At 38.5% G+C, this 24,120-nt stretch carries 27 protein-coding genes; 7 read left to right on the top strand and 20 right to left on the bottom strand.

Annotated elements, in window-relative coordinates:
- Positions 1-498 precede the first annotated feature (498 nt).
- Positions 499-1,548, bottom strand: coding sequence for an NAD(P)/FAD-dependent oxidoreductase (locus J1899_RS03705; RefSeq protein WP_214477702.1), 1,050 nt, complete (start codon positions 1,546-1,548; stop codon positions 499-501).
- Between the two features lie 208 nt (positions 1,549-1,756).
- Here J1899_RS03705 and J1899_RS03700 point away from each other — a divergent pair, with 208 nt between their 5' ends.
- Positions 1,757-2,593 carry an ABC transporter ATP-binding protein gene (locus J1899_RS03700; RefSeq protein WP_214477699.1) on the top strand — a complete coding sequence of 279 codons (837 nt, stop codon included), beginning with the start codon at positions 1,757-1,759 and terminating at the stop codon, positions 2,591-2,593.
- 229 nt (positions 2,594-2,822) lie between these two features.
- Positions 2,823-3,929, top strand: a complete 1,107-nt coding sequence (locus tag J1899_RS03695) for a metallophosphoesterase (RefSeq protein ID WP_066449879.1) — start codon at positions 2,823-2,825, stop codon at positions 3,927-3,929.
- 35 nt (positions 3,930-3,964) lie between these two features.
- Here the strand turns inward: J1899_RS03695 and J1899_RS03690 are convergent, their stop codons facing one another.
- The 6 genes from J1899_RS03690 to J1899_RS03665 form a co-directional block, all read right to left on the bottom strand.
- Complete coding sequence (locus J1899_RS03690) at positions 3,965-5,200, bottom strand: GGDEF domain-containing protein (RefSeq protein ID WP_214477694.1); 1,236 nt, start codon at positions 5,198-5,200, stop codon at positions 3,965-3,967.
- A 29-nt stretch (positions 5,201-5,229) separates the two neighbouring features.
- Entirely contained in the window at positions 5,230-5,766 is a 537-nt protein-coding gene (gene lepB / locus J1899_RS03685) for a signal peptidase I (RefSeq protein ID WP_066449884.1), read from the bottom strand.
- A 123-nt stretch (positions 5,767-5,889) separates the two neighbouring features.
- Complete coding sequence (locus J1899_RS03680) at positions 5,890-6,291, bottom strand: VOC family protein (RefSeq protein ID WP_066449886.1); 402 nt, start codon at positions 6,289-6,291, stop codon at positions 5,890-5,892.
- A 194-nt stretch (positions 6,292-6,485) separates the two neighbouring features.
- A complete protein-coding gene (locus tag J1899_RS03675; protein ID WP_066449889.1) occupies positions 6,486-6,770 on the bottom strand; it encodes an AbrB/MazE/SpoVT family DNA-binding domain-containing protein in 285 nt (94 codons plus the stop codon).
- Between the two features lie 311 nt (positions 6,771-7,081).
- Positions 7,082-8,101, bottom strand: a complete 1,020-nt coding sequence (locus J1899_RS03670; RefSeq protein ID WP_214477691.1) for a FecCD family ABC transporter permease — start codon at positions 8,099-8,101, stop codon at positions 7,082-7,084.
- Complete coding sequence (locus J1899_RS03665) at positions 8,102-9,166, bottom strand: FecCD family ABC transporter permease (RefSeq protein WP_214477688.1); 1,065 nt, start codon at positions 9,164-9,166, stop codon at positions 8,102-8,104.
- 230 nt (positions 9,167-9,396) lie between these two features.
- Here J1899_RS03665 and J1899_RS03660 point away from each other — a divergent pair, with 230 nt between their 5' ends.
- Positions 9,397-10,374 carry an iron-hydroxamate ABC transporter substrate-binding protein gene (locus J1899_RS03660; protein ID WP_214477685.1) on the top strand — a complete coding sequence of 326 codons (978 nt, stop codon included), beginning with the start codon at positions 9,397-9,399 and terminating at the stop codon, positions 10,372-10,374.
- 137 nt (positions 10,375-10,511) lie between these two features.
- On the opposite strand, the gene J1899_RS03655 is transcribed toward J1899_RS03660, so the two are convergent.
- The 5 genes from J1899_RS03655 to J1899_RS03635 form a co-directional block, all read right to left on the bottom strand.
- Positions 10,512-10,934 carry a VOC family protein gene (locus J1899_RS03655; protein WP_214477683.1) on the bottom strand — a complete coding sequence of 141 codons (423 nt, stop codon included), beginning with the start codon at positions 10,932-10,934 and terminating at the stop codon, positions 10,512-10,514.
- 134 nt (positions 10,935-11,068) lie between these two features.
- Complete coding sequence (locus tag J1899_RS03650) at positions 11,069-11,590, bottom strand: YfiT family bacillithiol transferase (protein ID WP_214477680.1); 522 nt, start codon at positions 11,588-11,590, stop codon at positions 11,069-11,071.
- A gap of 184 nt (positions 11,591-11,774) precedes the next feature.
- Complete coding sequence (locus tag J1899_RS03645; protein ID WP_214477679.1) at positions 11,775-12,272, bottom strand: cupin domain-containing protein; 498 nt, start codon at positions 12,270-12,272, stop codon at positions 11,775-11,777.
- 121 nt (positions 12,273-12,393) lie between these two features.
- Positions 12,394-13,407 (bottom strand): C45 family autoproteolytic acyltransferase/hydrolase, encoded by a 1,014-nt coding sequence (locus J1899_RS03640; RefSeq protein ID WP_214477676.1) that lies wholly within the window; start codon positions 13,405-13,407, stop codon positions 12,394-12,396.
- Positions 13,408-14,163 carry a MerR family transcriptional regulator gene (locus tag J1899_RS03635; RefSeq protein ID WP_246586669.1) on the bottom strand — a complete coding sequence of 252 codons (756 nt, stop codon included), beginning with the start codon at positions 14,161-14,163 and terminating at the stop codon, positions 13,408-13,410.
- Between the two features lie 225 nt (positions 14,164-14,388).
- On the opposite strand from J1899_RS03635, the gene J1899_RS03630 reads away from it, so the two are divergent.
- On the top strand, positions 14,389-15,270 hold the full coding sequence (locus tag J1899_RS03630) for a phosphotransferase family protein (protein ID WP_214477671.1): 882 nt from the start codon (positions 14,389-14,391) through the stop codon (positions 15,268-15,270).
- A 112-nt stretch (positions 15,271-15,382) separates the two neighbouring features.
- Positions 15,383-16,639, top strand: coding sequence for a CYP152 family fatty-acid peroxygenase CypC (gene cypC, locus J1899_RS03625; protein WP_214477668.1), 1,257 nt, complete (start codon positions 15,383-15,385; stop codon positions 16,637-16,639).
- Positions 16,640-16,708: 69 nt separating this feature from the next.
- On the opposite strand, the gene J1899_RS03620 is transcribed toward cypC, so the two are convergent.
- Positions 16,709-17,635, bottom strand: coding sequence for an aldo/keto reductase (locus tag J1899_RS03620; protein WP_214477666.1), 927 nt, complete (start codon positions 17,633-17,635; stop codon positions 16,709-16,711).
- A 311-nt stretch (positions 17,636-17,946) separates the two neighbouring features.
- Between J1899_RS03620 and J1899_RS03615 the strand changes: the two genes are divergently transcribed.
- A complete protein-coding gene (locus J1899_RS03615; RefSeq protein ID WP_214477663.1) occupies positions 17,947-19,140 on the top strand; it encodes a pyridoxal phosphate-dependent aminotransferase in 1,194 nt (397 codons plus the stop codon).
- A 62-nt stretch (positions 19,141-19,202) separates the two neighbouring features.
- On the opposite strand, the gene J1899_RS03610 is transcribed toward J1899_RS03615, so the two are convergent.
- From J1899_RS03610 to J1899_RS03595, 4 genes are all read right to left on the bottom strand, one after another.
- On the bottom strand, positions 19,203-19,979 hold the full coding sequence (locus J1899_RS03610) for an STAS domain-containing protein (RefSeq protein ID WP_214477661.1): 777 nt from the start codon (positions 19,977-19,979) through the stop codon (positions 19,203-19,205).
- The gene (locus J1899_RS03605) at positions 19,966-20,619 is read right to left on the bottom strand and encodes a cobalamin B12-binding domain-containing protein (RefSeq protein WP_214477659.1); all 654 of its coding nucleotides are present in this window, start codon (positions 20,617-20,619) and stop codon (positions 19,966-19,968) included. Before J1899_RS03605 ends, J1899_RS03610 begins: the two co-directional genes overlap by 14 nt.
- 99 nt (positions 20,620-20,718) lie before the next feature.
- On the bottom strand, positions 20,719-21,024 hold the full coding sequence (locus J1899_RS03600) for an antibiotic biosynthesis monooxygenase family protein (protein WP_214477656.1): 306 nt from the start codon (positions 21,022-21,024) through the stop codon (positions 20,719-20,721).
- A 281-nt stretch (positions 21,025-21,305) separates the two neighbouring features.
- Positions 21,306-21,488 (bottom strand): hypothetical protein, encoded by a 183-nt coding sequence (locus J1899_RS03595; protein WP_214477653.1) that lies wholly within the window; start codon positions 21,486-21,488, stop codon positions 21,306-21,308.
- A gap of 182 nt (positions 21,489-21,670) precedes the next feature.
- Here J1899_RS03595 and fosB point away from each other — a divergent pair, with 182 nt between their 5' ends.
- Positions 21,671-22,114, top strand: coding sequence for a metallothiol transferase FosB (gene fosB, locus J1899_RS03590; RefSeq protein WP_425514993.1), 444 nt, complete (start codon positions 21,671-21,673; stop codon positions 22,112-22,114).
- 63 nt (positions 22,115-22,177) lie between these two features.
- Here the strand turns inward: fosB and J1899_RS03585 are convergent, their stop codons facing one another.
- The 3 genes from J1899_RS03585 to J1899_RS03575 are packed head-to-tail and all read right to left on the bottom strand — an operon-like array spanning position 22,178 to position 23,992.
- Positions 22,178-22,795 (bottom strand): TetR/AcrR family transcriptional regulator, encoded by a 618-nt coding sequence (locus J1899_RS03585; RefSeq protein WP_246586576.1) that lies wholly within the window; start codon positions 22,793-22,795, stop codon positions 22,178-22,180.
- Positions 22,796-22,813: 18 nt separating this feature from the next.
- A complete protein-coding gene (locus J1899_RS03580) occupies positions 22,814-23,248 on the bottom strand; it encodes a DUF5392 family protein (protein WP_214477650.1) in 435 nt (144 codons plus the stop codon).
- 12 nt (positions 23,249-23,260) lie between these two features.
- Entirely contained in the window at positions 23,261-23,992 is a 732-nt protein-coding gene (locus tag J1899_RS03575; RefSeq protein ID WP_066449950.1) for a GTP pyrophosphokinase, read from the bottom strand.
- Between the last annotated feature and the right edge of the window lie 128 nt (positions 23,993-24,120).

The raw sequence follows: 24,120 nt of genomic DNA, 5'->3' as shown, positions 1-24,120 counted from the left end.
GAGGTCATTCAGTATACATATAAAAAAGGGGTTTTTTTAAACTTTGCTATTTTATATAAATGTATAATGATTCTCTCTTTCCGACTAAGCGGGTACTGAGCTTAAGCAGGAGTCTGGCACTCTATCGTTTCAGCATTGCCTTTAAAGTTTTCAAGAAACGCGAGAATTACAAATGCATAAATAGGCGGAAGAATTCCGCTTAAATCGTCAAATCACTTAAAATGCGCTTAAATAGACGGAGAAATTCCGACTAACGGACCAAAAAACGTGAAAATGGACGATTTTTTTCAATATAACCGGAAAATCTCCGTTTATTTCGCCCGAAAGTAGCTCAATTCTGGAAATAAGGGTAAATTCTCCGCTTATTTCACTGGCTTCTTCACAAAAAAAGTCAGATATGCGCGCGCGGTACACATCTTTGTAATTACTAAGAACAGCAATCACTTAGATAAAAAAAAGACAATGCACTAAACCTCTTGCATCGCCCTACACATTTTCTTATTTTATTAATTCTTTTACTAACTCCCGGTTCCGCTCTTTAAATGCATCATTATGAGAAGAAACCATGCCATACTTTAAAGCATCTGGCTGGATGAATTGTTTTGCTTTGTTTACAGCATTTGCTGCATCCTGAAAGGCTCCTGCTATTAAATGGAGCTTGCCGTCATGCTTAAGGATATCTCCTGCCGCATATAGACCCGGCACGGAAGACTCACTGTTTGCTGAACCTTTGACATAGAAGTCTTCTTCCATTTCAATTTTCAGCTCGCTATTTTGAAGAAGGGCACTATCGCGTTCATATCCATGATTAATGATGACTTCATCAATCTCCAGATATGTAACCTCTCCTGTTTCGCTATTGGTTAATTCCACTTGTTGAATCAACTCATGATTTTCACCGGCAATCAGTTTCGTAATCGTTGAATTGAAATAGCAATCACATGAACTTTCCATTAGCTGTGTGATCTGCGCTTCATGCCCATTTAGTGAATCTTTTCTATATGTTAAATATACTTTTTTTGCAATGGATTCCAGCTCGTTTGCCCAGTCAATCGCTGAATTTCCTCCGCCTGAGATGACGACTGTTTTATTTTTAAAATGCTGTAATGATTTCACAGTATAATTTAGATTTGCAATTTCAAAACGCTCTGCACCTTCAATATCAAGCTTTTGAGGTGTTAGAATTCCGCCTCCAACTGCAACAATCACTGTTCTGGAGTAATGAACCACACCAGAAGCTGTTTTTAATAAGAATATTCCATCTTGATCTCTGCTGACAGAAACGATTTTTTCATTGAGTACAACCTCTGGATCAAACGTTAATCCCTGCTGCACTAATTGTTCAATCAGCTTTGCACCAGGAATCGGCGATAAACCGCCTACATCCCAGATCATTTTTTCTGGATATACATGTATTTTTCCGCCAAGCTGAGGCTGAAATTCAATTATTTTTGTTTTCATTTCTCTTAGTCCACTATAAAATGCTGAATAAAGACCAGCCGGGCCACCGCCAATAATCGTGACATCAAACAATTCATCTATGTTCATGCTATCTCCACTCCTCAGCTTGCACTAAAATTGATAATCATTCTCACTATACTATACATGGTTTGAAAATATTTTTCAACTAGGTTTGTGAACGTTTTTCAACATCCGTTGACTTCTTTTATTGTTAGGTTTATAGTTAAGTAGAAAGTTGAAATGAGAATCGTTATCACTATTTATATATATTCTAAATTAGACATGGAGGGCTATTATGGTTCGCCTATATACAAAGGACTTAAATATTGGATACGGTGAACGTCTAATCGTAAAAGACCTCACTGCATACATCCCTGATAAACAAATTACAACTATTATTGGTGCAAATGGCTGCGGCAAATCAACCTTGTTAAAAGCTATAACAAGAATTATTTCTCACCAATCAGGAACTGTCATTCTTGATGGTGAAAATATTGCCAAAGAAAATACGAAATTGTTAGCCAAAAAAATGGCCATTCTGCCGCAGACGCCTGAAAGTGCGAGCGGCTTAACTGTTGGAGAGCTCGTTTCTTATGGGAGATTCCCCCATCAGACTGGCTTTGGGCGTTTGACGAAGAAAGACTATGAAGTGATTGACTGGGCATTAGAAGTCACAGGAACAGCTGAATTTAAATCCCGCTCTGTTGATGCTCTTTCTGGCGGTCAAAGACAGCGTGTGTGGATTGCGATGGCCCTTGCTCAGGAAACAGAGATTATTTTCTTGGATGAGCCTACTACGTATTTAGATATGGCACACCAGCTGGAAGTGCTGGAGCTACTTCAAAAGCTTAATCGTGAACAGGAACGCACGATCGTTATGGTGCTTCATGATCTAAATCAGGCTGCACGTTTTGCCGATTACTTAATTGCTTTAAAGAATGGCGAGATTGTTAAAGCAGGAACATGTGAAGAAGTGATTACACAAGAGGTTTTACGAGATGTATTCCATATTGACGCATTGATTGGACGTGATCCACGTACAAACAAACCGATGTGTGTGACATATGATCTTGTAAGAAATGCAGAACAAGAGATTCGGCAGCCGCTTTTATCAGCTGCAGGAGCACTTTAATTGATACATCAGAGGAATTCCGAAAATGGATTCCTCTTTTTTATTGATTTGCATAAATCTTAACTATATAGGAAATAACTAAATTCTCCATTTGATCCTGGAAGCTGCTAAATGGGGTAAATACCTCTACATCACTTTAAGAATGACATATAGATGCTAATAAATAGACAAATATATCTATATATCGTATCTTAAACTCAAAATCTATGCAGCGAATTGGGGTTTATTTATGAAACGTATTTTAGGCTTTGCTGTTTTTATTCTAATATACACAGCCATCGCTTTTTATATTAGCTGGAATGGCTGGGTTTGGCTTGAAACCGTGTTTGGATTTCAAAACCAATGGCTGTTCGCCTTTCTGGCAGGAATTTTATTTTATTCCTACCTCATTGGACAAAGCTCTAAGCGACTTTCCTTTTTTCGGATGATCGGTTCCTATTGGTTCGCCGTTCTTCAATACGCTCTTCTATTACTGCCAATAGCCAATCTTACCGTCTGGTTATTGAATATAATGGGAATTCCACAAGATGAGGGTATTACCTGGGTTGGATTAATCGTCGTCATTATTTTTATCTCCCTTTTCCTTTATGGTTCCTATAATGCGTATTCACCTGTGATACGCACCTATAAAGTTCACATAAATGAACATAGCAGGATCGATTCCTTTTCAATTGCCATGGCGTCTGATATGCACTTTGGCCATTTATCAGGATTAGCGCATGCACGGCGTTTAGTAAAAGAGATTGATCAGCTTCAGCCAGATCTTATTCTGCTTCCAGGGGACATTATCGATGACGATCCTGGAGCATTTATCCGTAAAAATATGGGTGAAGTTTTGAGTGGATTATCTGCGCCGCTTGGAGTATATGGTGTACTTGGCAACCATGAATATTATGGAGGAGCAATTCCCCAATTCTTAAAAGAAATGGACCGAATAGGCATCCGTATTCTGCAAGATGAAGTCCTCTCTATTAAAGACTCCTTTCACCTTGTCGGCAGGAAGGATAAAACGGATAAACAGCGAAAATCAATCGCAGAACTAACCAGTGATTTGAACAAAGACATACCAATTATTATGATGGACCATCAGCCTGCAGAAATTAGGCAAGCAGAAGAGCATGATGTTGATCTTCTGTTAAGCGGACATACGCACAGGGGACAAATGGCACCAAACCACCTTATTACAAGAAGAATCTTTGATTTGGACTGGGGCTACCGTCAATTTGGCAAATTGCATGCGATTGTATCTTCAGGTTATGGATTTTGGGGTCCGCCTATTCGAATCGGCAGCCGTTCGGAAATTATTAAAATTGAAGTAAGTATTGCAAATAAATGAGCAGAAAAAGGCCATCTCCTATTGATTGAGATGGCCTACTTTTTTATTCTGATTTTCACCTTATTGCGGCCGCTGGCTTTTGCTTCGTATAAAGCTTTATCAGCATCTCCGATTAACTGAAAAATATCATCTGGATATTGAGCTTTGCCGGCTGTCACACCTATGCTTAAGGTGATATGATTAGCAGCACTTGAGTATTCATGAGGAATCATAAGACGTTCAATCGCTTGTCTCACCTTTTCTGCTTTAGCAAACGCCTCATCGAGATCTACATCAAATAGAACCGCCACAAATTCTTCACCGCCAAAGCGGGCCAGAATGCTCGATTCTTCATTCAAATGTGTTCTAAAGACTCCAGCGACAGTAGCAATCACTTGATCTCCCTCAAGATGACCATAATGATCATTATAATTCTTAAATGAGTCAATATCACCCATCAGCACAGCAAATGGTCTCTTTACTTGGATGTTTTCAAATTCATTCTGAACATATTGACGAAACCCGCGCCTATTAAGTATGAGCGTTAGTTCATCCATCACAGAGAGCTGCTTTAACTGATTATTTGCACTCGCAAGTTCCTTATAAATCTTTTCATTCTCTTCCACTTTTAACCCTAAGTTTTCATTCATCTCCGTTAAAAGTAGCCTCTGGTAAAAGTTTGAGGAATAGCTTGTATAAAGCATACGGGAAGCTAGCCAGCAAAAAAACAAGAATACAGATAGATTGATATAATGACCTGAGACAATCTCTCCGGATGACTGTGCATATGGAAGACCAATATATAACACTGCAACAGGAAGACTGTATAAATTAAGAATCGTTTTATTTGATGCATGAAATAAAACCGAAACACACATAAAATTAACAGCAAATGCCATAACATGACCATAGTTTCTCTGATCAACAAGAGTCACTAATGCTCCCCATGTTAAAAAGAAAATCACAAATAGCCACAGTCCATTCTGAAACAGCTTTGTCTTTCGCTCACTATGATTGCTGCTTCTTTCATAAATGGTAATATATATAACCATCAGGATACTAAAACTCCATAATAGCAAATATAAAATGATATATGCATCAATCACAAACACGGTGCCACTATTCGTATAGGAAGAATACATATGCATAAGAATCAGAATGGTTTCAAAGAGAATCACTATTTTAGCAAAAAGCTTACAGCGCTTAATATTATCCATTAATAAATGCTTTTTAAGCAGCCGTTTTTTATCCTCGGAAACCTCCTGAACAGGGAAGGGAAAAATCTTTTTCATCGCTAGCCTCTCAAATCATATATGCTTCATTATTTTGTAAATCCTGATTCATCAAAAGGATAAAAACGGAACTTCACTTCACCTACGACAGCTTCTTCTGATATAAAACCAAACTCTCTGCTGTCATAGCTTCTTAAACGATTATCTCCCATCACAAAATAGGAGTTTTCCGGAACGATGTTCTGTCCCAAAAGCTCTTGTAATGTAAAATCAGCTGTCACTTTTTCCATGACTAGATCTCGGTTCACATAAGGCTCCTTATAGGCTTTGCCATTTACATATAAAACATCATCTTTCATTTCCACTGTGTCGCCAGGCATGCCTATTATTCTTTTCACATAGTCTTGATCTTCCACAGGAGAATGGAAAACAATCATATCAAATCTTTCAATCTCACTCGTTTTGCTCACTATTAGTTTCTGTTCATTCGAAAAAGTAGGCACCATGGACTCTCCACGGACTGTGACAGGTTCAAATATAAAATGCCGGCAGATAAGAGCTAAAATAAATGCTAATGCTAATGATTTAATCCATGAAACGATTTCGTTTTTCGTTCTGGTTTCCATACAGTCCCTCCTGCTTCTTTTTTACCATTTTAACATAAAGTTTAAAGGTGTTTATCACCTAACTTTTTAAGTTAAAAATAAACTAACAGAGCTACAATGGTTGATGGTTAGCCATAATAGCTGCTATTTATATGCAGGACTGAGTTCGCTCCAAACATCAAATAAGTTCCCATCACGATCAGAAAACACAAAATTCCTGCCTGCATGGCCTCTATCCTCTATTTCTCCTATTGCCACTCCTTTTTCCTTCAGCTCTTTATGAAGTGCTTGGAGATTTTCTAATCCATTAACCTCAAATGTCATTGAAAAACGCTTCTCCCCATAATAATCTATGAAATTAGCACTTTCTCCATCTTTTCCTTTCACAAGAAAAAAGCTTTGATTTGCAAAATTAACAATGGCCTTATCTCTATCACAATAGCTAATATCTGCTGCAAGGATCTCTTTATACCAGTTTGCAGCCTGTTCTGGATTTTCAACAGGTATATATTGAGTGCCTACACGGACTAATTTCTGCTGATTCATTTGATCCCTCTACTTTCTTTTTTTTGGTTATCTTTGTTAACATCATTTCAAAAAAACATATTGTTTTGTTATGGTTTTAACTCCCGGATACTCGCTTTCCGGCGGGGCGGGTCTGAGCATCCCGGCATACAAAGAGCCTGAAGTATTATAACAACAGGCTTGCCGATTGAATGGGAGATTTTTTTTGATTTGTTTTACACCTTTAATTCAAACCGCTCATTTACTTCTTCTACTAAGTCTTTAAGTGCTTTCTTGCTTAAGACAATTTTTCCATCGGCGAGAGCCACGTTGTCATCCAGTATTTCCCCTGTAACTAGACATGCTTGTCTGCTTTCGTATTTACGCAGTATAATCTTTTCATCTTCTACGAAAATCTCAATTGGGTCTTTAATTTGGATGTTTAATGTTTTCCGAAGTTCTTTTGGGATTACAATTCTACCCAATTCATCAACTTTGCGCACAATCCCAGTACTTTTCATACATTCCCTCCTGCGACCTAAATTTTCTGATTATTCTTATATATCAAGCTATATAAATTTTATATTAAATTACTATTTTTTACAATCAGAAATATTGACACATTTATTTAAAGAACCTAGCTTAGCGCTTAGATTAAATGAGCAGAGAAAGTTTTACTAAAAAGACTAGCACTTTAAACTTGCTCGTTCCATTGCGCTGCGGTCCTGCCGGGAAGGAAGACAAACGATTTAAATGAACATAAAAAAACATCTTCTAATCATTCGGATTGATACTATTAATTAAATTCTTATGATCCAGCCACTTTGCTTGATTATCTCGTTTTCATAAGCAAATAGATAAAATATGGCGCTCCGAGAATGGAGACAACCAGGCCTACTGGTAATTCTGCCGGTGCCAGAACAACCCTTCCTATTGTATCTGCAGTCAGGAGTAAAAATGCTCCAAGCAAAACGGTTACAGGCAGCATTCTTGCGTGCTTTGCTCCTACAATTCTCTTGGCTAAATGAGGTGCTACTAATCCGAGGAAGGTGATGCCTCCTCCTACTGAAACACATGCACCTGCAAGAGCAACCGCTATAATAAGAAGAATCCTTCTTTCCCGTTCCACATGACTGCCCAGTCCAATGGCCATCGGGTCCCCTAAATTTAATACATCAAGAACTCTTGCTTTATAAAAAGCGATTGGTGTAAAGATGAGAAGCCACGGAAGCAGTGCCAGCACAAATGTCCAATTGGTTCCCCAAATGGTTCCTGATAACCAGACAAGCGCCTTCGTAAAATCATTCGGTTCCATCATCAATTGAAAAACAAGCATAGCTGCAGCAAACGCAGAATTAATGCCGATTCCGACAAGAATTAACCGAACAGGTGTTACGCCGCCCTTCCAGGCAATTACATAAATAAGAAGTGCTGCAACAAAAGCTCCTAATAAAGCTGTAAATGGAAGGGAGAAAATCGATAAGGCACCAATGGCGAATCCTGTTCCCTGTGAAAAAAACATAAAGAGCACAACAGCAAATCCTGCCCCAGCATTAATGCCTAATATCCCAGGATCTGCAAGGGCATTTTGTGAGACTCCCTGTAAAATAGCTCCTGCCAGAGAAATCCCTGCTCCCACCAATAATGCCAGAACCATACGCGGCAGTCGAAAATCAAATAATACCATTTTTGTACCTTCGTCTCCTGATCCGAAGATTGTTTTTACCACTTCAAGAGGCGGGATTTTCGTTAACCCGGTGTTTAAACTAACGAAAAACATAACAATTATCGCGACAGAAAGGATACTGAGTACAGATATTGTTTTTTTCCATTGCTGACCAAATGAATCCATTTAAAAATTTCTCCCTTCATTCCGTGCGAGATAGAGAAAGAACGGCACACCGATTAAAGCCGTTACAGCACCAACTGGTGTTTCAAAAGGTGCATTAATCATTCTTCCTGCAATATCAGCCACAACAAGGAGAATACCGCCTAAAACAGCTGAACACGGAACAATCCATCTGTAATCCAGCCCTACTAAAAATCGGGTAATATGCGGAATAACCAAACCAACAAAACCAATCATTCCTGCTATTGATACCGCCGCACCTGTTAAAAGTAAAACAGCAATCGTTCCCAGTAGCTTAATTCTTCCGGTATTTTGCCCAAGACCTTTTGCAACATCTTCTCCCAGACTCAATACGGTTAAAGACCTGGAAAGAAAAATGGCAAGAAGAATTCCAATTGCAACTGGCAATAATAAATATAGAACACTTGTGCTTTGAACACCTGCCACACCGCCGGCATACCAGAAGCTTATGTCCTTGGCAACATCAAAGCGAATTCCAATTGCTGTAGAAAGCGAGCTCAGCAGTGTCGTAATCGCCGTACCTGCCAATGCAAGCTTTACAGGTGACATGCCGCCTTTAGAAGCAGCTGTGATTCCAAAAACAAGTGCTGCGCCTAAACCTGCGCCAGCAAATGAAAAAATCATCAATCCTGAATAATGCAAGCCAGGAAGTACAGCATAAGCTATAGCCATTAAAAAAGAAGCTCCTGCCGTCACCCCCATGATAGATGGCGATGCAAGCGGGTTCCTCGTCATTGCCTGCATAATGGTTCCAGATACGGCTAAGGCAGCACCAATTAAAGCAGCCGCCAAGGCTCGCGGTAAGCGAAGCTCACGAATAATCTGATGTGCAGGGTTACTGCTGTCAAACTGAAAGACTCCTTGCCAAACCGTACTTAATTGAATATCCGCGGCACCAAATGCAATAGATGAAGCAATAATGAGAAACAATCCTATTGTTCCTATAGTTAAAATAAACGAAGCGGCAAATGGCTTTGTTTCTACTTTATATTTTGCATCGTGCTTTTCCGTGTCATGCTTTGCTTTTCCTTTTTCATGAATGCTCATATGTATATCATCCTTCAATTTGGCGAACTGAAAATCATTTTCATTATAGGGGAATGCTGTTAAAATCTCAATGTGTTACTCCATAAAGCAGCTGATTCTATTGATTATTTGAAGATTTTTTGAACACTATATAATATATTTTTTGATCTGCATAATAATAGATTGTAATTGCAAATGAAAATTGTTATCATTTAGCAAGAAGCTTTATTTAAACTATAGGGGGAACAATCATGAATTCAACCAAAAAGAAACTATATAAATTGGCAGCAATTTGCACAATGGCACTTGCATTAGCTGCATGCGGAAACGATGAGCAGCCAGCGGAAGATCATGCTTCAAATGACACTGCATCTGAAGAAACCGTTGAAAAAGACCGGGTATTAACGGACGCATTAGGAAATGAAGTAACGATTCCAGCAAAGCCAGAACGGGTTTTAGCATCTTATCTTGAAGATAATTTAGTCGCATTAGGCATTACGCCAGTTGCACAATGGTCTGTAAGAGAAGGCGAAACACAGGGCTATTTACAAAAAGAATTAGAATCAGTTCCTACAATTCCACATGACCTTCCCTTTGAAGCAGTAACGAGCCATAATCCTGATTTAATTATTATGGACTCTCCTGGTATGGTAGAAGGCGGCAAGTATGATCAATATAACAAAATTGCTCCTACTTACGTAATCGGAACGGAAGAAAATAATGACTGGAGACAAGAGCTCCTGACAATTGGTGAAATCTTTGGCCGTGAAGATGATGCCCAAAAAGCACTTGATGATTATCAGGCAAAAGCTGATGAAGCTAAGAAAGAGTTAACAGATGCAATTGGCACACAATCTGCAGCTGCAGTATGGCTAGTGAACAACAGCTTCTTTATCGTAAGTGATAATCTTTCAAGCGGCGCTGTTATGTATGGTGACCTTGGGTTAACCGTACCAAGTGTTGTAGAGGAAATCTCAGCTAGTGCTACTGGAAACTGGAGTGCTATTTCACTAGAAAAATTAGTAGAACTAGATGCAGATCATCTATTCTTGATTAACAGTGATACGAATATTGAAGATTCCGCTATTAAAGAAGAATTATGGCAGAACATTCCAGCTGTTAAGAATGGTAATGTCTATGAGTTCGGTCCTGACACAGCTTGGTTATATACAGGTGCTGTAGCAAATGGACAAATTATCGATCACATTATGGAAAGTTTAGTACAATAACGAAAGAGCCCCCTTGGGATACGACCAAGGGGGTTCTTTTTATCATTTCAGATAGTAAAAACCGCAGCAGAGAAAATCCAAAAGTGGAATTAAGCCTCTGTCTCCAGCCCATAACCTCCCCAATTGGCAAGGTTTCTTTATTTAGCTTGTGCAGAAATTTGCCATGAGATTCCGAACTGATCTGTTACTTGTCCATATGCAGGACTCCAGAATGTTTCTTGTATCTCCATGCCAATTTTGCCGCCAGCAGAAAGCTTTTCAAAAATAGCTCTTGCCTCTTCCGCTCCTTCTGGAATGATAGCAACGGTCACCTGGGAGCCTAGTTCGTAAGGCTGCCCTGGAAAGGTATCTGATAACATCAGTTCAACCTTGCCAATCTTCAACTGAGCGTTCATGATACGATTTTTTGCCTCTTCCGGAATTTGAAAATCCGGATCAGCATGTGAATCTCCAAAGGTTGTCACGCTTTCTGTAACTGCCCCTAGAGCCTCTTCATAAAACTTAATTGCTTCTTTCCCATTACCATTAAGCACTATATACGGATACATATTCACAATCATGACCAGCACCTCATCCTTTATTATTTTTAGGAACATATGTTCTTACTATGAATTTAGCACGTTAGCGCAAAGTATGCAAGAATATTCCATACTTATTGTTTCCCATTCACAGCAGATATATATGATATGTAAACTCAGAGCCAGTCCATCCGGCAACACAGGGCTTGTATATGAGCAAAATGGTGCTCTCCATGCCATGCATACCTTCCAATATTCTCTTCAAGCGTAACTTCCCCAGACTCTGGATGAATAAATATAATTTTTAGATTATCTTCATCTAAATTCTCCAATAAATATGTCCAGCGTTCATGCAGAGCTGAAATAAGTGAAATAGAAACACCTATTGGCAGGTTTGAATCCGGGAGCTCAGCCCACTTAGCCTCGTGATAGGCTTTAATGACTGGCTGATCCTCGGTAAGCGCCCATTTAAAGCGGATATAAGCATTCATATGGCTATCAGCAATATGATGTACCACTTGCCTGACTGACCAGCCTCCATCTCGATAAGCCATATCTAATTGTTCTTCGCTTAACGTTCCAACAAGCTGCTGCAATCTATTTGGCAGGTTCTTTATATCATTAATCCAACCGTTTACATGCTCTGCTGTAATCTTGCCTGGATGCTGAAATTCCCCTATCGGATATTGCAGATTCATTGTGAGTCCTCCCTTTTTCAACTTCTTTAGCAAAACCGAAATTTTTTTAATTATAGATCTCTTCGCAAGTATTTATATACTGAAGTATTATCTAATTCTTGTATTCCATAAGTGTCGCCAGGAATCCTTCTTCTGCAAATAAGTGCCACAAAAAAACCGCATCCCATCGGATGCGGTTTCTATCTTATTTAATCCACTTTTCGAGCAGTGGGCCTTCTTCTCCAAAGACTGGGTCCTGATTTGGTACAGAGACATTTTTAATCTCAGAAATGGCTTGCGTACGGTCCGCTGGATCCTGTTTCCTTGTATTGTAACTGGCTCCATCCGGATAAGCTCCAACCACTTCAAAATCGTGACTGCTTTCCAGCTTTTTGTGGCCTGTGCCTGCCGGGAGCACAATCGCATCACCTTTTTTCAGCTGCAGTCTCTCCCCTTCATCGCCTCCAACAAGTATGGTGGCTTCCCCTTCTTTTACTGCTAAGACTTCATGGGTATTGCTGTGATAGTGGTGAAAGTCAAATACATCTCCAGTCCATGACCCTTTCCAATTGTGCTGCTGAAATGTTTCCTCTATTGGAAGACCGTCATCAAATGCACCTTTATAAACAACCACAGGCAAATCACTGTTATTAGGGATTTGACCATCATCTTTAAGGTAAAAGGACGTTACATCCATATTCATGATCTCTTCAGCTCCTTACTCATTTTGCTATACTTCTTCTATACCCTGGACTCTATGGATCAAACGAATAGATTGAAAGATCAATACACAAAAATGTCTCTTTCTCTTTACCTATCTTTTGCTAAATATGAATGTATCCTTTCATTTGCCAATCCTCCCACTTTGCTTGAAGGCAGTCTTTAAGTGAAAGTATATGAAGTTCTGAATCTGCTCCCACTCCACATATTAATTGCAGGTTAGCAGAATTGTATACAACTGTATGAAGGGTTCCAAAATATTGTTTGTATTGATGATAAAAGTATGGAGAGTTGCCCTGGTTAAAATAACGAAAAAGTTCTTGCGGAGATAACTCTAACCCTTCCAATTCAGAAAGCATTTCCTTACGCTTGCATGAATCTGAGATATTAGGACGATTTTTAGACTGCAAAGATGGAGAATGGAAGTGGTTTACTGCCCTCATAACAGATGCATTCGAAACAATTTGCTCTTCTGGTGCTGCTTCAATTAATAGACTATTCCCCTCTTTATCTATGATTGAATAATTATAGCAATATCCATGAGGTACCTTCTTAATTAACGCGGCTGCTTCTTTTGCGTTTGCACATTGATCCAGTACCATCCTTACAATAGCTGTCGCAATAAACCCTTTACTGAATAATTGATCATTGACAAAGTGCAAACCAATGACCAAGCCTTTTTCGTTCATTCCATCCAGCCTTCCGCATATTTGCTGGCTGAAACCAATTGAGGCGTAGCCTTTATTCGGCTGGAGGCAAACGAGTCTAGCATCATAGAGATCGGGGCTAAAATCATAATTTCTTACATAAAGACCATCTTGTGAATAGGATGTGCAGCCCATTTGCGGGAAGGTAATATCGTAACCGCTAAACAGACTAACCGCCAAGGATTCGTCCATCTTTAAAGCATCTGCCATTCCTTTAATCTCTTCAGCAAAAGAAGGAAAATAAGTGAATATCATTTCTTTTGCTTCCATGGTGTTCGAATGGGTAGTCATTTTTTTGTATTCATCAACAAGCATACCTCCTTTTTCCAGCAAATATTGCCCTTGTTTATATCCGATTTCATAGTAGCTTCCCTCTATTTTTACTGCATCAGTCACTAGCACTTTCTTCATCTACAAATCCCCCTTAATAATTGGCATTATTAAATCCAGGTCTTCCAGATTCTCTCCACGATACCATTCTAAAATGGCGCCAGCAGGGAGCCAGTTATGCTGCTGTGCGTAGTCAAATAATTGTCTATATCCACTTTTTATAGATGAAATTTCAAGACGAAAAGGCATGCCAATACAGACCATAGCTGGCATTGCTTCGCATCTCCCAGCATGAATCAATTTTTCTCTTTCACCTTCACTATTTATGCGGAAACCAACTCGGGCTTTAATACGGTCTTCACCTGACATATATTGCAAATAAGCTTCATCAACTTGGATTTCCAGCATTCTCAGCATGCTAAGCTTTTCTTGAAAAACAGTGCTAAACTTTCCAGGCTGCGCCTCTGCTTCAAACCAAATAACTTCACATGCCGATTTATCAAAAAAATAAATCTCAGAACTGCTTTGATAACTTTCTAAATAATGGAGACTAGCACCCATTACCTGATGCATCTTTTTAAGTTCCGATATCCATAATGACATTTTATCTTCTCTTTCTTGGCTGCCGAGTGTTAAATACGCTTGAATTTCCTTTATTGGAATCTGTGCTAAACGCAGGCTAGAGATCAGCTTTGCGAGCTGAATTTGCTCTCTATGATAAAAACGATAGCCATTTTGATCACGGAAGGCAGGAATAAGCAAGTTTTTCGTTTCATAAAAGCGAAGCGCACTTTTCGGAATTCCCGTTCTGGCTGAAAATGATTGAATCGATAACATATCCTTCACTAATCGAACACCTCCATAATCATAACTTACACCTTAAAGTAACTTTAAGGTCAAGAGGTTTAACTAATTTCTTTCACTTAACTGCTGCTCCTGGTTTAATAGGGCAATAATCCAGGTGTTTGCTTTACTTCTTTATAACCAAAAATGCTACACTTGTTTTACCATCATATATACGTTAATGTTTTTCGCTTAAACCCTAAGAAGGGAGCATTTGTAATGGATGTAAATGCAAAGATACATTTTTTGCTTAACGTCATGCCTGCGTTGTCTATCGAGAGTATAGAGGAAATTAGCAGAGGCTGGGATCATGATATCATCATTATTAATCAATCCTATGTCTTTCGGTTCCCTAAAAAGAAAGAAGGGTTACATAGGCTGGAAACAGAGGCTTATCTGCTGTCTAAATTACATGAACATAATCTCTCGATCCAAGTGCCTCATTATGAATTATTTTATAAAGAAGAACGGCTTGTTTGTTCCATGCATAAGAAAATTGATGGAGAGCCTCTTGAAAAGCTTGAACAACTCAATTCAGCAGAAGCAGCAGTGCAGCTGGGGACATTTTTAACGACCTTACATACCTTAAATACTGAAAAACTGCTACAACAAGGATTGAAAACCATACATACTCAGCGTTATTGGGAAAACTTTTATGCTGAGATCACTTCCAAGATTAGTCCCTTTCTCCGTTCTTCTGAGCAAAAGGAAGTCAGAATGATCTTTAATCGTTTTCTATCCAATAGAGAAAAACATATGTATCCAACAGCTCCTATACATGGCGATTTAACAGGTGGCAATATCTTATATAATTCTGCCAGTAAAAACATCAGCGGCATTATTGACTTCACTGATGCGCAAATTAGCGATCCTGCATTTGATTTTGCAGGCTTTTATTGGGAACATGGTCCACAATTTACAAGAGAAGTATTGGAACATTATCAGGTTTCGCTTCCTAAAGAAGAGTTGTTTCATCGAGTTTCTGCTTTTTATGGACTTCAGCCTGTTTTCCATGAATGGCTGCATACTGCAAATGAAAAATCCGACCCAAACTTCGAAATAGGATTGGATAAATTGCGCAGACTGCAATCTTTACAATAAAACAGTTTTTACTTGCTCCTTTTCGGCACTCTATTAATTTTCATAAGTTTCAAAGATAAAAAAATAGGAAAAGATAGAAAACAGTAAATTGTTTTGCCGAAAGGAGCCTGTTATGACTGAAGTAAAACACTTTCCAAAAGAAGAGGGTCTCGATCACAGCCTTGATTTATTAAAAGAAGGCTATTTGTTTATTACAAATCGCAGTACTGCATTTCAATCAGATATTTTTGAAACACGCCTGCTGGGAGAGCGGGTTATTTGTCTGCGCGGCAGAGAGGCTGCTGCTCTCTTTTATGATCCCCAAAAGTTTAAACGTGAAGGGGCATCTCCAAATCGAATTCAAAAAACATTGTTAGGTAAAAAAGGTGTGCAGACACTTGATGACGAAGCTCATCACCATCGAAAAGCAATGTTTATGTCCTTAATGACACCTGTTTCTCTGCAAAGAATGCGTGCTCTTATTAAAAAAGAGTGGGACATTGCGGCCAAGAAGTTTTCCCAAGAAAAAGAAATTATCCTTTACGACGAAGCCAAAAAGGTATTGTGCAGGGCAGCTTGTGACTGGGCTGGTGTTCCTCTTAAAGAGAACGATGTTGAAGAAACGGCCAATTTACTTGGATTACTATTTGAAACACCTGCAGCACTCGGCCCTAAGCATTGGCAAGGCAGACACGCACGAACAAAATTGGAAAAATGGCTTAAGGAATTAGTTATAGAAGTTCGAAACGGCAATTTCATCCCTCCTGAAGATAAATCCTTATTCATTATTTCAAATCACCGCCAGTTGGACGGTGAGCTGCTTGATGCAGACATCGCCGCTGTTGAACTATTAAATATTCTGCGTCCTATTGTTGCCGTAGCCGTGTATATTTGTTTTACGGCACTTGCTGTCTTCCAGCATCCAAAAGAAGCAGGCAAACTGCGCTCGAATGATGAAAATCTTCTTCAGAACTTTGTACAAGAGGTCAGGAGATTTTATCCGTTTTTTCCTTTTGCACCGGCAAGGGTAAAAGCGGACTTCACATGGAATGGATATTCTTTTGAGGAAAACACATTAACACTCCTGGATTTATACGGAACAAACCATCACCCCAAATTGTGGGATAACCCTGAACTTTTTCAGCCAAATCGTTTTTCAAACTGGAAGGACAGTCCATTCAGCTTTATTCCTCAGGGCGGAGGTGACTATGATTTTGGCCACCGATGTGCTGGTGAATGGGTGACGATTGAAATTATGAAAGAAACGCTGAATTTTCTTGTGAATAAAATAAGCTTCGCCATTCCAGACCAGGATTTAAGCTATAGCTTTAATGACATTCCAGCTCTTCCTCACAGTAAAATCATTATGAAAGAAATCCATTTAAAATAAGTTATATGATTACAAAAAACCGCTGGAGACGTTTAAGTCAAAGTTCCCAGCGGTTTAGTATTATATTTTTTAAGGCAGCTTATTTCCAGCAGCTTTATAAAGCTCGTACCATTCCTGCCTCGTCAGCTTCAGGTCGGATCCTTTACATGCGTCCCTCATTCTCCCAGTATTCGTCGTTCCTAAAACAACTTGAATATTGGCTGGATGTCTTGTGATCCAGGCAACGGCGACTGCAGTGTTTGTTACATTATACTTATCTGCAATCCGGTTAAGGACTTCATTTAATTCAGGATATTTCTCCAAGTCGCCAATGAATGGGCCATCGAAAAATCCAGATTGAAATGGAGACCATGCCTGCAGAGTCATTTCATTTATACGGCTATACTCCAGCACACTGCTGTCACGGTTCACTGCTTGATCGATTTTCATATTAACCGCAACACCGGAGTCAATCATTGGTGTGTGGACAATGCTGAACTGCATCTGATTTACAACGAGTTTTTGCTGAACATGCTTTTGCAGCAGTTCAATTTGTTCGGGATTGTGATTGGAAACTCCGAAATAGCGAACCTTTCCACTGCTTTGAAGCTCGTCAAATGCCTCTGCCACTTCTTCAGGCTCCATCAGTGGATCAGGACGATGCAACAGCAGCAGATCAAGATAATCAGTGTTTAATCTTTTTAATATCCCGTTTGCTGCTTCTATTATATATTCTTTTGAAAAATCATAAATGCCTAAGTCTGGACGAATGCCGCACTTACTCTGTATGACCATTTTTTCACGAACAGCGGGGTTCATTTGAACTGCCTTTGCAAACAGCTCCTCACATTCCCCTTTGCCATAAATATCAGCATGATCAAAGAAATTAATGCCTTCCTCTTGCGCCGTATTTATTAATACTTCCGCTTCTGCTACTGAAAGCTGCTTTAATCTCATATTTCCCATGATCATATTCGATACATGTAAATCAGTATGTGCTATGTTCGTATATTTCATCTTAGCTCCACCTTCTTCTGTCATATCTATCTCATCTTGATTATGCCATAAGTATTGATTACATCCAAAATTTCATAATTCAATTATATGTTCTATTATAACGCGCTTCAGTTTTTTATTTCTATCTACTAGACTTTTTAGAAAATTGAATATAAAATTTGTTCTAAGTAAATTTGCAGGAAAGAACATGATTGACGAAGTATGATAAGCATAGGCTTAACCGTATGCGAGTTAACTGCCTGATGACTAACTTTTACTTTAAAAGTACATCATTCCTCTGTTTTGAAATTTGCACTTAAAGGTGGATCAGCATGGAGCATTCTAAACGATTAAAAAATTTGCCGCCGCAATTTTTTGCTTCGCTTGTAAAAAAAGTGGCAAAGGCAGTAAATGAAGGCCGAGATATTATTAACCTGGGACAAGGCAACCCAGACCAGCCAACTCCTCCTCATATTGTCAATGCGCTGCAGGAAGCGGCTGTAGACCCTATTACACACAAATATTCTCCATTTCGCGGAATAGATGAGCTGAAGGAAGCAGCTGCCGATTTCTATATGAAGGAATATGGTGTAACAATTGATCCTGCAACAGAAGTTGCGATCCTTTTTGGAACTAAAACAGGTCTAGTTGAGCTGCCTATGTGTTTGATGAACGAGGGAGATTTAATGCTATTGCCTGATCCAGGATATCCAGATTACCTATCTGGAGCAGTATTGGCAGATGTTGAATATAAAACCTTCCCATTACTGGAGGAAAATCAATTTCTTCCAAATTACAATGATCTTTCAGATGAAGTAAAGGATCATGCAAAGCTTCTATATCTGAATTACCCTAATAACCCTACTGGTGCAGTTGCAGATCATAGCTTCTTTGAACAAACAGTCGAAATGGCTAAGAAGCATAATATCGCCATTTTACATGACTTTGCCTATGGAGCGATCGGTTTTGATCATCAGAAACCAGTAAGTTTTCTTGAAATTGAAGGTGCAAAAGATGTTGGTATAGAGATGTATACCTTATCTAAAACATATAATATGGCTGGCTGGCGCGTTGGGTTTGCTGTCGGAAATCCCGTCATTATTGAAGCTTTAAATTTAATTCAAGATCACCTGTACGTCAGTCTTTTTCCTGCTGTTCAAAAAGCTGCAGCTGCAGCTCTTTCTGGCGATCAGCAATGTGTACGAGACCTTGTTGCACGCTATGAAAGACGCCGCAATACACTTATTTCCTCATGTCAAAAAATTGGCTGGGACGTTTCAGCACCATCAGGTTCATTTTTCGCATGGCTCCCCGTCCCAGATGGATATTCAAGTGAAGAATTTTCCGATTATCTGCTTGAACATGCTGATGTTGCTGTAGCACCTGGTAATGGATTTGGAACATATGGAGAAGGCTATATCCGTGTCGGACTGCTTGTAGATGAGGAACGGATTCAGGAAGCAGTAGATCGCATAGGAAAACTAGGCCTTTTTCCCACCAGAGATAAACTGTCCTTAAAAGAATGACTAAATAAACAAAAGCAGGCAGGAACTGTATAAACAATGTTCCGCCTGCTTTACTGAAAATCTCATGATAACGAATGCTCATAAAAATATTGCCAAAGAATCTTTTTTAAAGATGAAGCTGTCAGTACATAATCCTGTATTCCATTCCTGCTCAATGCCTCAGCAGCATTAGGTTTTACACCGATTAATCTGGCTTTTTCCCCTGTGATAATCTCAATCGTTTTTAGGAAATCGATCAGCCTCCGCACCCCAGTTTCTTCTATCGATCCAGATGCTGTTAAGTCTACTAAAATCGTTTCAAAATCACCTTCAGATATATTTTGAAGACTACTTTCCGAGATCACCCGCAACTTCTCTTCAGCGATATCCCCAAAGATCGGAATATAGCCTATTTTTTCGCTCAATGGAATAAATGGTCCTGACAGGACATCTAATCTTCTTAAGGCACGCTCCAGTTGTTCCTTTTTTTCAAGTAATTCAAAGTCAGTATCATTTAATCTCGTTTGCAGACTGAGCAGTCTCTCCATTAATATGCTGGTGTCATTATCTTTGCACCGGAACAGCAGATTCGCATGTTCATTCTCATCTATAGATATAAACACCTCGTATAAAGATAAATCTGATCTTGAGGACTTAACATGTATTTCTACACCTGTGGCTGACTCTTCTGTATGAATCGCTCTTTGGAGCTTAGCCATACTTTCTCCATCTACAAGTGAATAGAGATTTCCCTTTAATAAATTGAATTCCTTATAGGCTGTCTTGGAAAAAGAAAGGATGGTACCGTCTTGTTTAATTTTCACAAAAGGAAGCGGCAGATTTTCATCAATTGCTTGCATATGTGGAATCCTCCGTCCTTGTGCTCCAATCCTTTAGCCAGTCTGTTACTGAATTTAAATCTTTTAAAACAATCGACTGAGATGAGGTAAAATGATTAAGATCATACATGGATGCGAGTCTGCCGCCTACTAAAATAGCAGGTTTCTGTGGAAGCCCTTCAAATGCTTTCGTATATTCTTTAAGTTTAGGCAGGTTTGTAGCTAGTGAAACGGATAGGCAGATCACTTTTGCCTGCCATTTCAAACTATCCTGCAGAGCAACATCCAGGGGCAGGTTTGGTCCATAATACTTCGTTTCCCACCCATGTTCCTGGAAAAGACTGTCTACCATTTTTAACCCAAGATAATGCTGTTCGCCTTCTATGCAAAAGAACATAGCTCTTTTTGTTTTGTTTTCTTCACGTTTGTTTTTATACATAAGTTTTGAAAGAACAAAGTCACATGTGGCTGTTGCCAGATGCTCTTCAGCGACTGTAATTTTATTTTGTTCCCAGAGCACTCCAATATATCGCATCGCGGGTGTCATAACTTCATTATAAATAGAGAAGTGATCTTGCTTCTTCTCTTTTTGAATGTATTCTATTGCTTTATCGGTGTCTCCCAAAAGAAGGATGGAAGCAAATTCAACTTCTTTACTCACTTGATCACACCCTTTGCTGCTGTTTAAGAATAGTGTAACATACAATCATTTCTGTATGAGGTGAACTGCTTATTCTCTTGATCCTGCAGTCTATCCATCTTACCGTGCAACGATTTTATATTGCGTTACTTTCGGAACAATAGCAGCAAGCTCTCGATCAGGATATTTTTTCTCCAGATCATGTATCTTTTTAAAATCTTCGCTTCTTACCCAATTTAAATAATTTTCCTTTGAATCAAAAATAAGCTGTACCGTCAGCTCTCCCTTGCGTTTATCGTTTTGGAGCAGCATAAAGTCAATAAATCCCGGCGCGGTATCAACCATTTTAGATCGATTTCTATAGATTGAAACGACTTCATCAGCCTTATGTTCTGGTACGTCAAATGTTGAAAAAACAGTGTACATCGATGTATATCTCCTTTTAAAAGGTCATTGATTTTGAACTCCCATCTTACTCCTTTCGACAAATCTTTCCCATTTCCTTTGGTAAACACAAAGAAAAAAGAGACCACACCCATGCAGTTTCTTCCACATAGGATGATCTCTACCTTATTATTAATAAGCGCCCGTTTCTTTAATGGCAGCTCCAATCAGCCATTTCTTCTGTATCTCTTGACTTACTTGCAAATATTAAGAGAATATTGCTCATTTTACACCTCGATTGATTAAATATGGTGCTGTTTCATTTATGATCCTTTAACCCTGCAAGAGTTGAGAGGCAGTTCATTTAAATAGCTTAATGCATGATCTTCAAATAAACTACCTTCCCCGCAGCACGGACAGGCATCATAATACACTTTTCCATTTTCAAAGTAGCCGCAGTCAAAACAATTTAATATGTACATAATTTCTTGCTCTTTTAATGTCATTTTTACGCACCTCTCTTTGAGAATGATTATCATTTACTTTATTTTAATTGATAATGATTATCAAAATCAATAGTTAATTATTATTCTTTTTTGAAACTTAAAGCAAAATCATTCCGTCTAATAAGGAGATACCACACGGGAACCCCTTCCTTTCTAGTGGAAAGTACTAAGAAGTTAATAAAATGATTGATTGGAGAAATGATATCTTGAATATACAAGGCATTAACCATTTACTATTTTCTGTATCCAACTTAGAAACATCAATTCAGTTTTACAAATCTGTATTCAATGCTAAGCTGCTTGTAAAAGGACGTTCAACCGCCTATTTTGATTTAAACGGACTTTGGCTGGCGCTGAATGAAGAAAAGGATATTCCTAGAAGTGAGATAAACATGTCGTACACGCATATTGCTTTCTCTATTAATGAAGAAGATTTTGATGCTGCTTTAAAAAAACTGCAGGAACTTCACGTTCATATTCTGCCTGGTCGCCCCAGAGATGAATTAGACAGGAAATCCATCTATTTCACTGATCCGGATGGTCATAAGTTTGAGTTCCATACAGGGACACTTGAGGATCGAATGTACTACTATAAAGCTAAAAAAGAACATATGAACTTTTATTAAGAATTTAGAGTATAAAAAAACCTCGCCAATTTCGGCGAGGAAGTCTGTAATTCGTATTTCACTTTATTTGGCAAGTCCTCTTTTCAGAAGCTCCATTTCTATTTTATAATGCTCAAGAGCTTCCTCATTCGGAAGCTCCCGTGCAAATTTTTCAATGAAACTCCTAATCGTTACTGCTATAATAATCTGCCCCATACATGCCAGTTCTTGTTCATTCGTAATATTTAATTTCTTTTGATCCACAAGACCGGCAAACATATTATAGTCGCTGTTTCGATCCTGATTATCATGAAAACTTCTTGCATAGGTACTTTCTATTTGATGAGTCATATTCAGAAAAATATTTTTTAAAAAATGCAGGTTTTCCTCTTCCTCACTTATAATCGACTCATAAAAATCCAGCATAGCCGAAAATAAGTCACCATTATGTTTGATTAAGATAGAAGCAAAACGCTGTTTGTTTTCTTTTACATGCTCATTCAGCAAGAAGAAAAAGGCATCTTCTTTATCCTCGAAATACTGGTAAAAGCTTCCTCTTGGAATTCCAGCAGCTTTTATAATATTTGTAATAGATGCCTGTGATAGGGGCACCCTTGAAAACTCTTCTCTTGCCGCTTTAATTAATATTGTTTTTTTATCTTCAGGCAAATTAAAAAATGTGATTTTCGGCAATGGTCTCACTCCTGATTCTCTATCAGACTAGCTATATAATCTGTCGCGTTTTTCCTCTTTTAAGAACTCGATAAAATGCTGTATCAGTAAAAAAGGCTGTCCTTTAACAAGCATGATGTATTTATTTTTTAAACTCTCACTTGCATCCTCACTCTTATTGATACGTTCAATAATATATTCTGCTGTTCTTTTCAGGATATCTTTTCTTAGTAATTTCCCTTCTTTTGAAAGAGCCATCCCAACCGCCCCGATCACAGCGTATATCATAATGGTTAAAGCCGCATTCTCAGTAGTTGTCATGCCAAACAGCACGAGAAACAGATTCATAATGGAGATAAAGATAAGCGGATATGAAAAGAGTACATATTTGGATGCCTTTTTCATAACTGGCTGTATCTTTTCTTCTAATTTCTCTAGCTCCTTCTTTATAAATGCTGGCATTTCTGCTGTTCTTTGAAACATACTTCTTCCTCCTTAGTTCTGTTGATTCCCTGTTAACAGATCATATGGAAAACGGAAGTGGCGATTGTTGAATATCAATCCCTCTAGGTTTTCCTCTTTATTCAGCTCTTTTATTTGTTTCATTTCTTTATGGATTTTCTCCATTTTCCTATCAAGCTCAGCAGCTGATTCAGCCGCTTCTTTAAGCTCCTCATTTATATTGCTGGGTACTTCCTTATTGTATTTGTAATAAATTTTATGTTCGAGGCTCGCCCAGAAATCCATCGCAATTGTACGAATTTGAATTTCAACATTAACGAGATCCTCACGGTCGGACATAAATACAGGGATCTGCAGAATTAAATGCAGGCTCTGATAGCCATTTCCCTTAGGATTTTTAATATAATCCTTACATTCGATCACTTTAATATCCTTTTGCTTTTGGAGCATATTGCTTATTTCATAAATATCAGAAATGAATGAACAGGTAATCCGAATACCTGCAATGTCATGTATATTCTCTTTAATTGCTGGTAAAGAAAGGTCATAGCCTTTTCTCTGCATCTTCTGCAGGATACTTTCAGGTGATTTCAAACGCGATTTCACGTGTTCAATTGGATTATAGTCATGTATATATTGAAATTCCTGCTTTAAAATATCAATCTTTGTATTCATTTCATCTAAAGCAAATTTGTATGTCATCATAAATCGTACAAGATCTGTCTTAAGTGTTTTCATTTTATCCAAGTCAAAAATCGTTTTCATGGAAGTCTCCTCTTAATTCTTTACTAGTACTGGACGTTTACATAATACTGCGTTAATTCCTTGTAATTGCAGTTTTTTAACGAGTGCTGCTACTTTACTATTTTTCATCATTACACCTCAATGTGACA

Source organism: Cytobacillus gottheilii (assembly GCF_018582665.1).
Taxonomy (GTDB): Bacteria; Bacillota; Bacilli; order Bacillales; family Cytobacillaceae; genus Cytobacillus; species Cytobacillus gottheilii.
Note: the sequence above shows the minus strand (reverse complement) of the source record. Positions and strands in the feature narration are given on the sequence as shown.